This window comes from Streptomyces sp. NPDC058274, assembly GCF_042881375.1.
Classification (GTDB): domain Bacteria; phylum Actinomycetota; class Actinomycetes; order Streptomycetales; family Streptomycetaceae; genus Streptomyces.
In genome coordinates this window covers 418838-433320 of record NZ_JBHVXW010000003.1, presented here as the reverse complement: position 1 = coordinate 433320, position 14483 = coordinate 418838, and the positions used below count along the sequence as shown (strand labels likewise).

Genomic DNA, 14483 nt, shown 5'->3' with positions numbered 1-14483 from the left:
GGCGCGGTTAGCGTGAGGACATGATCCGGTTCGAGCAGGTCACCAAGCGCTACCCGGACGGCACGACCGCGGTGGACGGCCTGTCCTTCGAGGTCGCCGAGGGTGAACTCGTCACGCTCGTCGGCCCGTCCGGCTGCGGCAAGACGACGACCATGATGATGGTGAACCGGCTCATCGAGCCGACCTCCGGCCGCATCTTCGTGAACGGCGAGGACATCTCCACGGTCGATCCGGTGCGCCTGCGGCGGCGGATCGGATACGTCATCCAGCAGGTCGGGCTGTTCCCGCACCGGACCGTCCTCGACAACACGGCGACCGTGCCCTCGCTCGTCGGCTGGAAGAAGGCGAAGGCCCGGGCGCGGGCCGCCGAACTCCTCGACCTGGTGGGCCTGGACCCGAAGACCTTCGGGTCGCGCTATCCGGATCAGCTGTCGGGCGGTCAGCGCCAGCGCGTCGGCGTGGCACGGGCGCTGGCCGCGGACCCGCCGGTCCTGCTGATGGACGAGCCCTTCGGGGCCGTGGACCCGGTGGTGCGCGAGCAGTTGCAGGACGAGTTCCTGCGGATGCAGGAGGCGGTGCGCAAGACGGTGCTGCTGGTCACGCACGACATCGAGGAGGCCGTGCGGCTCGGCGACCGGATCGCGGTGTACGGGCAGGGGCGGATCGAGCAGTTCGACACGCCCGGGGCGGTGCTGGGCACGCCGGCCACGCCGTACGTCGCCGAGTTCGTGGGCGCCGACCGCGGGCTGAAGCGGCTGTCCGTCACGGAGATCCAGGCCGACGACCTGGAGCAGCCGCCCGTCGCCCGGCTGGACGAGCCGGCCGCGCAGGCGGCGTCCCGACTGCACACCGAGGGTGCCCGCTGGGCCGTGGTCCTCGACACCGAGGGCGATCTGCACGGCTGGGTCGGCGTCGACGAGGTGGCACTGGCCGGGGCGAACGGCACCGTCGGCGACCTCGCCCACCGGATGAACTCCTGGGTGCCCGTCGGCGCCCCGCTGAAGCAGGCCTTCGGCGTGATGCTCCAGCACGACGCGGGCTGGGTCGCCGTCCTCGACGGCGCCCGCTTCCTCGGCGTGCTGACCCCGGCGAAGCTCCACGAGGCGTTGCGCCGCTCGGTGGACGCGGACGCGCTGGGCGTCTCCCGCGGGCAGGTGCCGTTCGACTCGGTGGCGGACGCGTGAGGACGCAGGGCGCGTACGCCGGTCGGTGGCGGACGCGTGAGGACGCAGGGCGCGTACGCCGGTCGGTACGGCAACCACCGTCACGGGCCTGTCACTTGAGCAGGCCCTTCTCCTTCAGATAGGTCCGTGCGACGTCCTCCGGGAGCCGCCGCCAGCTGTCGACCTGTTGGTTCATCGAGGCCAGGTCCGCGGTGGTGAGGACGCTGTTGAGCTTGCCGAGCGCCTTGGTCACGCCCGCGCTGCCCGCGCGGGAGCGGTTGACGACGGGCACGATGTAGTCGGCGTTCTGCAGATGCTTGTCGTCGGCGAGCAGGACCAGGCCGAACTCGTCCAGGGTGGCGTCCGTCGTGGTGGTCAGCACCAGCTGGTCCTGGCCGTTCTGCACGGCGCGCTTGGCCTGGGTGGTGCCGACCCCCTTCGGGTCGACGCCCGTGATGTCGATGCCGTAGGTCTTCTTCAGCCCTGGCTCGCAGTACGGCCGTTGGACGCACTCGTCACCGGCGGCGAGCCGCACCGGCAGGCCGGACCCGCCGAGGTCGCTGAGCGTCTTGAGGTGGTGCTCCCGCGCATAGGCGCCGGTCACCGCGAAGGCGTTCTGGTCGACGGCCCGTCCCGCGTCGAGGACGGTGAGCCCGCGGGGCGTGGCCAGTTTGCGCAGCGCGGCCATGGTGGCGTCGAGGTCCGGTGAGCCGACGGCGGGTGCGTCGGCTCCGTTGGTCTTGACGTTCAGCCAGTCCGCGAAGGTGGCCGCGTACTCCGCCACGACGTCGATCTGGCCTGTTTCCAGGGCGGGTTCGTACAGTTCGCGGTTGGCGACGGTGAGCAGGGACGTCCGGTAGCCGGCCTGGTTCAGCAGCAGCGCGTACATCTGGGCCAGCAGATCGCTCTCGGTGAATCCGGCCGAGCCGATCGTCAGGTGTTTGCTGTCGCCGGGTGGTGCGGTGACCGCGCCGCGGTTCTCCAGGGACGGGCCCGTCGTGCAGCCGGTCAGCAGGAGCAGGGCCGCCAGGGCGCCGAGCCGTCTCATCGCGCGCCTCGCGTCCAGTGCGGTGCCACCCGTTCGGCGACCTCGAAGACGCCCTCGACGAGCAGGGCGAACACGGCGACGAGGACGGCTCCGGCCACGACCTGCGCGGTGCTCGCCAGATTGAAGCCCGCGGTGATGATCCGGCCGAGTCCGCCGCCGCCCGCGAGAGCGGCGATGGTCGCGGTCGCGACGAGCTGGACGGCGGCGATCCGCACCCCGTTCATGACCAACGGCAGGGCCAGCGGCAGCTCCACGCGCCACAGCAGCTGCCGCCCGGTCATCCCCATCCCCCGCGCCGCCTGCACGACACTGCGGTCGACCTCGCGCATGCCGACGTACGCGTTGGTGAGCAGCGGCGGTACGGCGAACAGCACGAGGGCGACGACCGTCGGCCCCTCCCCCCACTTCCCGAGCGGGGTCAGGAGCAGGAGGACGAGGACGGCGAAGGTGGGCACGGCACGGCCGACGTTGGAGATGTTGACGGCCAGCGCGCCGCCCTTGCCGAGATGGCCGAGGACGAGCGCGACCGGCAGGGCGATCAGACAGCTGATGACCAGACAGACGACGGTCAGGACGAGGTGCTGGGCGAGCCGGTGCCAGATGCCGTCGTCGCCGGCCCAGTGCGCGGAGTCGGTGAGCCAGTCCCAGGCGTCGGTGAGTGTCTTCATCCGCGGGCCGCCCTGGTCCACGGCGTGATCAGCCACTGCACGCCGAGCAGCAGCAGATCGGCGGCGACGGCGATGACCACGCACAGCACGGACGCGGTCAGGACCTGGGCCTTGAAGTACGTGTTCATGCCCGCGTAGATGAGGTTGCCGAGCCCGCCGAAGCCGACGATCGCGCCGACCGTCACCAGTGACACCGCGGAGACCATGGCGATGCGCAGGCCGGCCATGGCGGCGGGCAGCGCGAGCGGCAGTTCGACGGTGAGCAGCAGCCGGACGGGGCCGTAGCCCATGCCGCGCGCGGCCTGCCGGGTCTCCTCGGGCACCGCGCGCAGGCCGGCCAGGATGTTGCGGACGAGCAGGGTGAGGGAGTACAGGACGAGCCCCGCGACGACCAGAGCCGCCGACAGCCCGTAGACGGGCAGCAGCAGCGAGAACATCGCGAGCGACGGGATCGTGTAGAGGATCGTGGTCACGGCGAGCACGGGTCCCGCGGCCCAGCCCCAGCGGCGCGCGACGACGGCCAGCGGCACGGCGATGACCAGCCCGATGAGCACCGACAGCGCCGTGAGCTGGAGGTGCTGGACGACCGCGTCGAGGAGGATCTGGCGGCGGCTGCTCAGATAGGCACCGCAGATCCACTCGTTGCGCGCGAGGCAGTCGTCCGGGGGCGCGGTCACCTGTCCATTGCACCGGGCCCGCGGCCGGGACGGCGCGTTCTGGTGACCCGTACGGGCGGCCGGCGGGCCCGGGGTGTCGCTGAGTACACCCCGCGATACGGGTTCTGCGCCCCATGTGGTCCGGCCGCCTTCTCCGTAGCTTCGTCGAGGAGGCACAGGGCGTGCCGGACGGAGAGTGATGACGATGTTTCGCCGGACTGCGCGACGCACGCACGGCACGGGACCCGCCGGGGAGGCTCTGCGGCTGGTCAAGGTCACCAAGACGTACGGGAGCGACGAGAGCGCGGTGACGGCGCTGGACGGGGTGACGCTCAGCCTGGCGCGCGCCACCTTCACCGCGGTCATGGGCCCGTCCGGTTCGGGCAAGTCGACGCTGCTGCAGTGCGCGGCCGGCCTCGACCGGCCCGACAGCGGCATCGTGACCGTCGACGGGGCGGAGATGACGGGTGGCAGCGAGACGGCACTGACGAAGTTCCGTCGCAGCCGGATCGGTTTCGTCTTCCAGCAGTACAACCTGCTCGACACGCTGACCGTGGCGCAGAACACGGTGCTGCCGCTGCGGCTCGCCGGGCGGCGCGTGGACCGGCGGCGGGCGCGGGAGATCCTGACGGCGGTCGGGCTCGGCGACCGGCTCGGCCACCGGCCCGATCAGCTCTCCGGCGGGCAGCGGCAGCGGGTGGCCATCGCCCGCGCGCTGGTCACCGAGCCGAGCGTGATCTTCGCGGACGAGCCGACCGGTGCGCTGGACACGCGCAGTGCGCGGGACGTGCTGCGGCTGCTGCAGGAGGCGGTGCGGGTGCACGGCCGCACGGTGGTCATGGTCACCCACGATCCGGTGGCGGCGTCGTACGCCGACTCGGTCCTGTTTCTCGCCGACGGCCGGCTCGCGGGCGAACTGCACGCCCCGACGGTCGACGCGGTCGCCGAACGCCTGGCGCACCTGGGCGACGACGTGACGGCGGGGGTGTGAGTCATGTTCGCTCTGGCCATGCGGTCCATCCGGCACCGCCCCGGACGCTTCACCGCCACGCTGCTCTCCGCCTTCCTCGGCGCGGCGATCATCATGACCTTCAACTCGATGCACGACACGGCCGGGCAGCCGGGGGTCGACTCCGTGAGCGCCGAGTCGCTGTCCACGGCGGCGAGCGTCGTCGGCGGTTACGGCTCGCTCCTGGTGTTCTTCGCGGTCGCCTCGACGCTCACGGTGAATGTGCGTCAACGCGGCCCGGAGCTGGAGCTGTTGCGCTGCTCGGGCGCGACGCCGGGACAGATCAGGCGGATGGTCGTCGGTGAGTCGGTGGCGGTGGCTCTGCTGGGTGCGCTGGTGGCGATCGGCCCCGCGATGCTGGGCGGGCAGGCGCTGCTGGACGTCTTCCGGGACAGCGGCCAGGTGGACCGGTCGGTGGACTACGCCTTCGGCCCCGTCGCCCTGCTGTCCGGACTGTGGATCACCGTGCTCGCTGCCGGCGGTGCCGCGTTCCTCGCGCTGCGACGGGCGACCCGGGAGCGCCGGCCCCGCGGCGGGGCACGGAAGTTCTCCGCGTCCGCCGCGCTGGCCGTCGGCGGGGCGGCCGTCTGCTCCACCTTCGCCTTCTCCGCCTCCGACGCCGCGCTGATGGCGCCCGCCGCGTACGGCGCCATCCTGCTCTCGGTGGGCTTCGCGCTTCTCTCGCCGCGCCTGCTGACGGGTCTGCTGGACCGGCTTCCGCTGTCCGGCCCGAGCGGCTACCTCGCCGTCCGCGCCCTGCGCCGGCGCACCGCCCAGCTGTCGGGGGTCCTGATGCCTCTGATCATGTTCACCGGTATGGCGACCGCGACGCTCTACATGCAGGCGGTCGAGAGCGACGCGATCGAGGCGTCCGGCCTCCCGAAGTCCATCGACGCGAAGAACCTCGAAACGCTCAATCTCGTGGTCGTCGGCATCATCGTGGTCTTCTCCTGCATCATGCTGATCAATTCGCTGTACGCGGCCACGGCCTTCCGTGCCCGGGAGTTCGGGCAGCAGCGGCTGGCGGGGGCGACCCCGGCCCAGGTGCTCGGCACGGTCGGCGTCGAGGGCGTGATCCTGACCGTGACCGGTGTCTTCTTCGGAACGGTGGCGGGGCTCGCCGGGATCGTGCCCTTCACGCTCGTCCGCAGCGACTCGGCGCTGCCGGACCGCGGTCTCGGCATCTGGCTGGCCATCGTGGCGGTGGCCGCGGCGGCGACACTCGGCACCAGCCTCGCGACGGCCGTACGGACCCTGCGGGCACCGGCGGTGGAGGCCGTGGCACTCGCGGCCTGACCGGACGACCGACCAGAAGAGGGGCGGCCCACCCACGGGCCGCCCCTCTCCGCGCGGTCGCTTTCCCGCCCAGGTCACCTGCGCACACGGATCGTGCGCAGCTCCGGATCGGCGGCGTCCGGAAGGTTCATTCCGGCCTCCAGCCCGGTGCGCAGGTAGTCCAGGACGGGTTTGGTGAGCCGTTCGCCCGGCAACACCGCGGGGATGCCCGGCGGGTAGGGCGTGATCATCTCGACCGAGACCCGGCCGGTGGCCCGCTCGACCGGCACGGGCTCGGACGGACCGAAGTACGCATCCCTGGGCCGTACGACCTGTTCCATCCGCATCTCCGGGCCGGTCGGCACGACGAAGTCGGGCACCCCGGCGGCCAGTTCCCCGGCGTGGTCCGCGAGATCACGCAGGGCGTCGAGCAGCGGGTCCGTGGTGGCGGCCGAGTCGGCGTACGTGAGCTGGGCGCTGATGCGCCGGTGGTCCGCGAGATGCATCGCGACCCGGTGCTCGCGGCGCAGCCAGTCCGCGGCGCGGTAGCCGGTCGTGCCCAGCGCGCTGATGTCGATGACCACGGGCAGCGGATCGAAGTCCGCGCCCCGGCCCGTGCCCACGAGATCGTCGTAGCCGAGAACGTGCAGGCCGGGGATCTTCTCGATCTCGCCGCGGACCGCCGCGGCCAGCCGGAGAGCCTCGTCCAGCAGTTGTTCGCCCTGGAGCGCCATCTGACGGCGCCAGGCGTCGAGCCCCGCGTAGATGAGTACCGACGGGCTGGTGGTCCCGAACAGGTCGGCGCGCGACTGCAGGGTCTCCGGGTCGATCAGCTCCCCCTGCAGATGGAACACGGATCCCTGTTCCAGGCCGCTGCCCATCTTGTGGATACTCGTCACACAGACGTCCGCGCCCGCGTCCATCGCCCAGGAGGGCAGGTCGGGGTGGAAGGGCAGATGGGCGCCCCAGGCCTCGTCCACGATGAGGGGCAGACCGCGGGCGTGGAGGATCTCCGCGATCCGGTCGAGTCCGGTGCAGCTGCCGTACGGGGTCGGGCTGGTGACCAGCGCCCCCTTCGCCTCCGGGTGACGCTCGAGCGCCTCCTCGAAGGCCTCCGGGGCCGGGGCGTGGGCCAGGCGCTGTTCCCCGTCCCACTGCGGGTCGACCCAGACCGGTTCGATGCCGGCGAGGATCAGCCCGGAGACCACCGACTTGTGGACGTCGCGGCCGACGACCAGCTGTTCGTTCGGTCCCGCCACGGCCAGCATCGCCGCCTTGACGGAGAGCGAGCTGCCGCAGGTGGTGAAGAACGTGTGCTCGGCGTGGACGGCGTCCGCCATCAGCTCCTCGGCACGCTTCAGGACGTTCCCCGTCATCCGCCGGTCGTCGAGACCGCCGGAAGCGAGCAGGTCGGAGCGGTACACCGCGTCCCCGAGGATCGCCCTGGCCTCCGGGTCGGCGCCGCGTGCCTGTTTGTGCCCGGGCGGTGTGAAGGACAGCTCGCCCTGGTCGTGGAAGCGCCGCAGCGCTTCGAGCACGGGTACTTGTGTGTGGTCCAAGAGCGACGTGCTCCCTTCCGCGAACGGGCGGCACTAGTCGGAGGGGTGTCCCTCGACGGTCTTCCGGTTGGCCGAGGGGCTCGGGGAAACCGGGTCTCCTGAGCCTCCGGGCGGGCTCTCCGACGCGCCGGTGTCCTCCTCCTCGCCCAGGTCCTTCACCTCTTCCAGAACCTCTTCCGTGGCGGTACCGGTCGGCTTCTTGCGCCTCAGAGGGCGCGGCAGAATATTGCGCATAGGCGGCAAGTACCCCAAGATCCGCGTTCCAGCCGTGCGATCGCGCCGGACGTCTCACCGGCCCTGTTCCAGTGCCTGCGCGGCCACCTTCAGGTCCGCCACCAGGCCCGCGTAGGCGGCCTCGCGGTCGTCGGAGCGCAGTACGGCGGAGGGGTGGAGCGTCGCCACCACGTACCGCTTTCCGTCCACGCCGCGTTCCGCCTTACCGTCTTGCTCGCTCTTCTCGCCCTTCCCGACGCGCTTCTCGCCCGTCCCGGCGCTGTTCTCGCCCTTCTCGCCTTTCCGGTCGGCCTTGTCGTCCTCGTAGGGCAGGGGGATGAGCGCTCCCCGGTCCCTGGTCACGCGGAACGACGTGCCGAGCAGGGCCTTCCCGGCGGTCGCGCCGAGGGCGACGACCACCTCCGGGTGGACGAGGCGCAGCTCGGCGAGGAGCCAGGGGCGGCAGGCGGTCATCTCCCGCAGGTCAGGCGCCTTGTGGATGCGGCGCTTGCCGCCCGCGGCCGGGGTGAACTTGAAGTGCTTCACGGCGTTGGTCACATACGCGGCGTCCCGGTCGATGCCGGCCTCCTCCAGGGCCTTGCCGAGCAGCCGGCCGGCGGGTCCCACGAAGGGTTCGCCCTGCCGGTCCTCCTGGTCGCCGGGCTGCTCACCGACGAGGAGGATGCGCGCGGAGGAGACGCCCTTGCCGAAGACGGTCTGCGTGGCGTTCTCGTACAGGGGGCACCCCTGGCAGTCCGCCGCGGCCCGTCGGTACGCGGGCAGCCCGCCTCGTTCGGGCAGGTAGGGCCCGGCGTCGTACGCCTCCGGCCCGGCGTCGGTCGCGTCCGTGTCCGTGTCCGCGTGGGTGTCCTCGGATCGGCTCATCCGCCCTTCACCTCCGAACGCCGTTGCGCGTGCGCTGCTTGGCCGCTGATCCCGGATGGTGATGGAGTACCCCGGATTGTCCGGCTCAGGCGGTGGCATTCGGGCGGTCAGTCGAGACGATCCGCGCGGTGAACCGCGGTCGGCACCGGCCCCGGCATCCCGCGGTGGGGTGCACCGGACCACGCCACGAGCGGAGCCCGGAGCCGCGTTGACGGTCACGCCACGTCGGTGAGTGCCTCCTCGCGCAGCCGGTCGCAGCAGCCGCTGAGCAGCCGGGAGACGTGCATCTGTGAGATGCCGAGCTCCTCGGCGATCCGGCTCTGCGTCATTCCGCAGAAGAACCGCAGGTAGAGGATGGTCTGCTCACGCTCCGGCAGCGCCCGCAGACAGGGCTTGACCGTCTCGCGGTCGACGACCAGGTCGAATCCGGCGTCGGGCGCGCCGAGGGCGTCGCTCAGCGCGTAGCCGTCGTCACTGCCCGGGAGTTCGGCGTCCAGGGAGAGCGCCGTGAAGCTGTCGATCGCTTCGAGGCCCGTACGGACCTCGTCCTCGGTCAGCTGTGCCTCGGCCGCGATCTCGGCCAGGGTGGGGCGACGCCCCGGAGTCGTCTGCGACAGGTCCTTCACGGCCGTACGGACGCGATTGCGCAGGTCCTGGACCCGCCGCGGCACATGCAGCAGCCACATGTGGTCCCGGAAGTGCCGCTTGATCTCTCCGGTGATGGTGGGGATCGCGTAGCTCTCGAAGGCGTTCCCCAGAGCGGGGTCGTAGCGGTCGACCGCCTTGACGAGGCCGAGGGCCGCGACCTGGCATAGGTCTTCGGCGGATTCCCCCCTGCCGCGGAAACGGCCGGCGATGCGCTCGGCCATGGGCAGCCAGTCCCGGACCAGTCCGTCCCGCAGGGCCTGCCGCTCGGGGCCGTCGGCCAGTTCCGCGAGGCGCGCGAACGCGGCGGCGGTGTCGGGGGCGTCGTCGTGCGGGTGTTGCTTCGTACCGGCAGTGAGGTGCATGGCGCTGCAACTCCCTTCGAAAAGGTGAAACGTCACCACGGGAGGGCGCACACACGAACAGCTCGGGGACACACCCGGGATTCTGGTGAGCCAGCTCCCGCGGACATGCCTCCTGTCCGAAGCACTAAAGCCGCAATGCCCGCTTATCGGGCAGCCGAAACGCATTCCGCGAGGGGTTGACCGAGGGAAATCAATTGACCCTGGAGCGTAAGCGAATTCTCGAAATGGACCCACTATCCCGGGTGGAATATCAGGGGCGGAAACACCCGGGCGGACCGGGCGCACGCATCGAAGCGCCGCACAGCCGGCTCGCAGGTACCCCTGAGCCATTTCGCAGGAATGTGGGCCGAACGATCGACTGTTCGGCTCCATTGTTACGGTGCACCGGTGTCTGACTCTTCACGCGATACCCCCGACGGCGCCGGCTGGGGACCCGAAGACCGCGGCGACTACCGGCAGTTGATGCCACGTCAGGTGGAGAAGCTGTCGTGGCTCGACCCCAGGCTGCTGTGGCGGGCCCGCAACGGCGTGCTGGCCTCGTGGTTCGGGGACCCCACCGGCGGAACCCGCAACCGCTGGGTGGAGCAGCGGAGAACGGCCGGCGCACCCGCCGACGCGGTGATCCGGCGCGACGATCCGGACCACTTCTCGTTCATGGTCATCGGGGACACCGGCGAGGGTGACGACCCGCAATACGCGGTCGTACCGGGCTTCTTGAAGGCCGGAGAGGGCACGAAGTTCGCTGTCCTCGCCAGTGACGTGGTCTATCCGGTCGGCAGTACCGACGAGTACGGAACCAAGTTCTTCCGCCCGTACCGGGATTACCAGGCGCCCATCTATGCGATACCGGGCAATCACGACTGGTACGAAGACCTCCAGGGCTTCATGCGCGTCTTCTGCGAAGCGCCGCCGCTCGCGCCGCGGCCCGCGCCCCGTCGGCTGACGCCCGCCTGGCTGCGGTCGCTGCTGTGGCACACGGCGCGCACACCCGACGAGCAACGCCTAGCCGAGGCACGGACGTTGCGCGCGGCACCCGCCCAGCAGTCCGTCCAGCCCGGCCCGTACTGGGCACTCGACGCCGGGCCGGTGCGGATCATCGGCATCGACACCGGCCTGCTCGGCACCCTCGACGCCGAACAGGGCCGCTGGCTGCGCGAGGTGTCCACGGGACCCGCCCCCAAGATCCTCGTCACCGGCTCACCCCTGTACGTGGACGGCGAACACCACCCGTGCGCCATCGAGGGCGGCGGCACGGTCGACGACATCGTCCGCGATCCCGCCCATCACTATGTCGCGGCGATAGGCGGCGACATCCACAACTACCAGCGCTATCCCGTCCCGGTGGACGGCCGCACCATCCAGTACGTGGTCGCGGGCGGTGGCGGAGCGTTCATGCACGCCACCCACACCATTCCCCGGGTCGGCATCGCCCGGGTCACCGAGGAGGACTTCCGCTGCTATCCCCTGCGGGGCGACTCGCTGGCCTTCTACAGCAGGCTCTACGGTCGCCGGCTGCGCATGCGCCGGTTCTTCACCCTGACCGAGGCCGAGGCGACCGCCGTCGTCGCCGAGCGCCTCGGCATCACCCCGACCCGCGCCCAGGGGCAACCCGTGCGCCTCACCGCGCGCATCCGCCTGGTGGCCGCACTGCTGGGCGCGGGGCGGCGCACCGAACGCCGTGCGCGTTTCCGGCTGCCCGTCCGCAAGGCCTACACCCAGCTCTTCTCGCCGGGCTCGGCGACCTACAGCCCGCCCTTCTTCAAGTGCTTCCTGCGCCTGGACGTCACCCCGGACTCGATCCGGCTGCGCTGCTTTTCGGCCACCGGCAACCGCCGCGCGGAGGTCGAACCGCCCGTCGAGGACGAGGTGACCATCCCCCTGCGCTGAGGCGACCGTACGCCCGGGCGGGAGTGCGCATTGCCTGCCGAACCGTGCGCGACCGACCGGTCCGGGCACGCTCACGGGGCCCGCGTGATCGAAACGGAACATCACTGTCCGGTACCTGTCCTGTATCCGCCGGAAGACATCACAGTTTCCACTGATAATTTATGGGGGCCGCGATGTACCGAAAGGTCGGGGAGGGGGGCTCGCAGCCGCGTTCGCGGCAGCTGCATCTACCCACGCGAGCAAGGTTGAGTGCGGAGGGAGAAGCAGGCATGTTCATGCCATGGCGGTGCATATCTGAGGTGTGCCCCATAGGGGTTTCAGGCCCGGCAGCTGTCCATGGCTAGGCGCGACGAAGGCGACGACGCACCCGGTCGCCAGGCCGGCCCGGAACAGTCCGGATTCCGCCGCTTCCCGAGCGATTCCGACAGCGAGGACACGGCACCGCCGCAGCCCGGTACCGCCGATGAAGCCGACGCCCGTGACGCGGCCGGAACCGGCGCCCGTGACGCAGCCGCGTCGGACCCGAAGGAACGCACCGACCCCGAAGCCACCATGGCGCTGAGGTTCCCCGCCGACCCGTCCCGGACCATGGCCCTCAGAGTCCCCGCCGACCTCGCGTCTCTCACACCGCGCGCCATCCCGAAGGACCGCGACGCCAGGGACCGTAACGCCAGGGACCGCGACGCGAGCCACCGTGACTCCCGAGACCGCGACGCCAGGGAACGCGACTCCGGCGACCGCGACGCGCCCGACCGGGACAGAACCGGCCGCGCCGCGGCCGACCGCAGTTCGACGGACCGGGACGCGACGGACCGCGCAGCCGCCCACCGCGCCGCGGCCGAGCACTCGACCACCAGCCCCGTCGCGCCCGACCGGCGTACACCCGACCGCACCTCGACCGAAGACGCGCCGTCGGAGAGCCCGTCGGCCGATCGCGCATCGGCCGGCCGCGACTCGACCATGGCCCGCGGTGTCCCGGCCGACCCGGAGGCCACGATGGCGCTCCGGGTGTCCGACATACCGGCGCCGGCACCCGCTCCCGTGGCGCCGCGCAGCGGCCCCCGGCGCAAGCCCGGCCGCCCCACCGTCGCGGCCGGTGTCACCGCGCGGCTCGCTCCCCTCGTCGAAGGCATCAAGCCGCTCGCCCGCCGCCTCCGCCCGCATTACCCGCGCCCGGGGCGCAGTGGCTGGCGGCGCTGGGTGCCGTCGTGGCGCCAGTCGCTGGGGGCCTTCCTCACGCTCTTCGCCGTGACCGCTTCGCTGTTGGGCGTCGCGTACGCCACCACGGAGATCCCGGACGACCTCAACACGTACGCCACCCAGCAGGACAACGTCTACTTCTGGGCGGACGGCACACCCATGGCCCGTACCGGCTGGGTGCAGCGTCAGGAGATGCCGCTCAAGGACATCCCGGAGCAGGTGCGCTGGGCCGTACTGGCCGCGGAGAACGAGAGCTTCTACTCCGACCCCGGCATCTCCGTGAGCGGAATCACCCGGGCGCTGTGGCGCACGGTCGGCGAGGGCGACACGCAGGGCGGCTCCACCATCACGCAGCAGTACGTCAAGAACGTCTACCTCTCGCAGGACCGGTCGGTGAGCCGCAAGCTCACCGAGGCCATGATCGCCATCAAGCTCGACCAGCACATGAGCAAGGACCAGATCCTCGAGGGCTACCTGAACACCAGCTGGTTCGGTCGGGGCACCTACGGCATGCAGCGGGCCGCGCAGGCCTACTACGGCAAGGAGGTCAGCGAGCTGAACGTCAGCGAGGCGGCCTTCCTCGCGTCCCTGCTGAAGGGAGCCGGCCTCTACGACCCCGCGCTGAGCGCCAACAACCACAAGCGGGCCGTGGAGCGGTGGAACTGGATCCTCGACCGCATGGTGAAGATCGGCAAGCTGTCGGCGACGGAGCGCGCGAAGTACACCCACTTCCCCGAGCCGCTCAAGCAGTCCAAGGTCTACGACACCGGCCACCAGAGCGACTACCTCGTCGAGCTGGCGACGTCGTACGCCAAGAAGGCCGCGGACATCTCGGACCAGGAGTTCGACCTCGGCGGCTACCAGATCTACACGACCTTCGACCGCAAGCGGGAGAACGCCCTCACCAAGGCCGTGACCAGCGCCCGCAAGGACGCCAAGGAGAGCGACGCCGACCAGGCGAAGACCGCGCACTACGGGGCTTCGTCCGTCGCCGACGACGGCCGGATACTCGCCGTCTACGGCGGCCCCGACCACCGCAAACAGGGCTTCAACGAGTCCAACGCGACGACCGTCCCGGCCGGTTCGGCGTTCCTGCCGTTCGTCTACGCCGCCGGTCTGGAGCACGGCGTGCGCAAGGAGCGCGGGACGTCGACGACCGTCCCGGTCGGTCCGGACTCCGTCTACAACGGTGACGACGACGTCCCCGTCACCACGCCGGAGGGCCCCTACTGGGACCGCAGCGGGAAGAAGGTCACCGCCCACAACGACGGGAACAAGTCCTGGGGGCAGATCCCGCTGCACAAGGCGCTGGCCTCCTCCGTGAACGCGCCCTTCATGCAGCTCGGCATGGACACCGGCCTGGACAAGGTGCGCCTGACCGCGCAGGCGACCGGCATGCTCGCGTCCAGCATGGGCCCGCAGGTACCCGCGCTGACGATGGGCAGTTCCACGCCGAGCGCCATCCGCATGGCCAGTTCGTACGCCACGTTCGCCGCCGACGGAACGCACACCGAGCCGTACTCGGTGCGCCGCATCACCCGCAACGGCACCCGCGTCGAGCTGGACACCCCCGCCCCCCACCGCGCCGTCCGCACCGAGGTCGCCCGCCAGGTCACCGCGGCCCTGACGGAGGCCTTCCGCACCCAGCACCCCGACGCCGCCCCCGCCTCGGCGCAGATCGCGGGGAAGGCCGGCACCACGGACAAGGACACGGCGGCCTGGTACGTCGGCACCCAGCGGTCGGTCTCCACGGCGATCGTCGTCTACCGCATGGACCTGACCAAAAGCCTCGAGCCGCTGCCGCTGAAGGGCCTGGCCGGCTCACCCGCCTCCACCGTTCCCTACGACATCTGGTCGAGCGCCTTGAGTCCGCTCAGCTGACGCGAGCGGCGACGGCACCCTCCCGTCCC

At 71.2% G+C, this 14483-nt stretch carries 12 protein-coding genes; 5 read left to right on the top strand and 7 right to left on the bottom strand.

Annotated elements, in window-relative coordinates; genetic code table 11:
* Positions 1-20 precede the first annotated feature (20 nt).
* Positions 21-1184: a betaine/proline/choline family ABC transporter ATP-binding protein gene (locus ACFVYF_RS09180; RefSeq protein ID WP_389453127.1), complete on the top strand. Its 1164-nt coding sequence runs from the start codon at positions 21-23 to the stop codon at positions 1182-1184.
* A 91-nt stretch (positions 1185-1275) separates the two neighbouring features.
* On the opposite strand, the gene ACFVYF_RS09175 is transcribed toward ACFVYF_RS09180, so the two are convergent.
* From ACFVYF_RS09175 to ACFVYF_RS09165, 3 genes are read right to left on the bottom strand one after another with little or no spacing between them, the layout of a single operon-like run.
* Entirely contained in the window at positions 1276-2211 is a 936-nt protein-coding gene (locus tag ACFVYF_RS09175; RefSeq protein WP_389453124.1) for an ABC transporter substrate-binding protein, read from the bottom strand.
* On the bottom strand, positions 2208-2879 hold the full coding sequence (locus ACFVYF_RS09170; RefSeq protein ID WP_389453121.1) for an ABC transporter permease: 672 nt from the start codon (positions 2877-2879) through the stop codon (positions 2208-2210). Before ACFVYF_RS09170 ends, ACFVYF_RS09175 begins: the two co-directional genes overlap by 4 nt.
* Positions 2876-3556 (bottom strand): ABC transporter permease, encoded by a 681-nt coding sequence (locus ACFVYF_RS09165; RefSeq protein ID WP_389453118.1) that lies wholly within the window; start codon positions 3554-3556, stop codon positions 2876-2878. Before ACFVYF_RS09165 ends, ACFVYF_RS09170 begins: the two co-directional genes overlap by 4 nt.
* Before the next feature lie 178 nt (positions 3557-3734).
* On the opposite strand from ACFVYF_RS09165, the gene ACFVYF_RS09160 reads away from it, so the two are divergent.
* Together ACFVYF_RS09160 and ACFVYF_RS09155 are read left to right on the top strand one after the other, a co-directional pair.
* Entirely contained in the window at positions 3735-4526 is a 792-nt protein-coding gene (locus ACFVYF_RS09160; protein ID WP_389453115.1) for an ABC transporter ATP-binding protein, read from the top strand.
* Positions 4527-4529: 3 nt separating this feature from the next.
* Positions 4530-5840: an FtsX-like permease family protein gene (locus ACFVYF_RS09155; RefSeq protein ID WP_389453112.1), complete on the top strand. Its 1311-nt coding sequence runs from the start codon at positions 4530-4532 to the stop codon at positions 5838-5840.
* A gap of 74 nt (positions 5841-5914) precedes the next feature.
* On the opposite strand, the gene ACFVYF_RS09150 is transcribed toward ACFVYF_RS09155, so the two are convergent.
* The 4 genes from ACFVYF_RS09150 to ACFVYF_RS09135 all read right to left on the bottom strand — a co-directional run bounded on the left by ACFVYF_RS09150 (position 5915) and on the right by ACFVYF_RS09135 (position 9486).
* Complete coding sequence (locus ACFVYF_RS09150) at positions 5915-7378, bottom strand: aminotransferase class I/II-fold pyridoxal phosphate-dependent enzyme (RefSeq protein ID WP_389453110.1); 1464 nt, start codon at positions 7376-7378, stop codon at positions 5915-5917.
* 33 nt (positions 7379-7411) lie between these two features.
* On the bottom strand, positions 7412-7612 hold the full coding sequence (locus ACFVYF_RS09145) for a hypothetical protein (protein WP_389453107.1): 201 nt from the start codon (positions 7610-7612) through the stop codon (positions 7412-7414).
* Between the two features lie 54 nt (positions 7613-7666).
* Positions 7667-8476, bottom strand: coding sequence for a UdgX family uracil-DNA binding protein (locus tag ACFVYF_RS09140; protein WP_389453104.1), 810 nt, complete (start codon positions 8474-8476; stop codon positions 7667-7669).
* 215 nt (positions 8477-8691) lie between these two features.
* Entirely contained in the window at positions 8692-9486 is a 795-nt protein-coding gene (locus tag ACFVYF_RS09135) for an RNA polymerase sigma factor SigF (protein ID WP_389453101.1), read from the bottom strand.
* 387 nt (positions 9487-9873) lie between these two features.
* Here ACFVYF_RS09135 and ACFVYF_RS09130 point away from each other — a divergent pair, with 387 nt between their 5' ends.
* Positions 9874-11373: a metallophosphoesterase family protein gene (locus tag ACFVYF_RS09130; protein ID WP_389453099.1), complete on the top strand. Its 1500-nt coding sequence runs from the start codon at positions 9874-9876 to the stop codon at positions 11371-11373.
* A 960-nt stretch (positions 11374-12333) separates the two neighbouring features.
* The gene (locus tag ACFVYF_RS09125) at positions 12334-14454 is read left to right on the top strand and encodes a transglycosylase domain-containing protein (protein ID WP_389453622.1); all 2121 of its coding nucleotides are present in this window, start codon (positions 12334-12336) and stop codon (positions 14452-14454) included.
* Positions 14455-14483 lie beyond the last annotated feature (29 nt).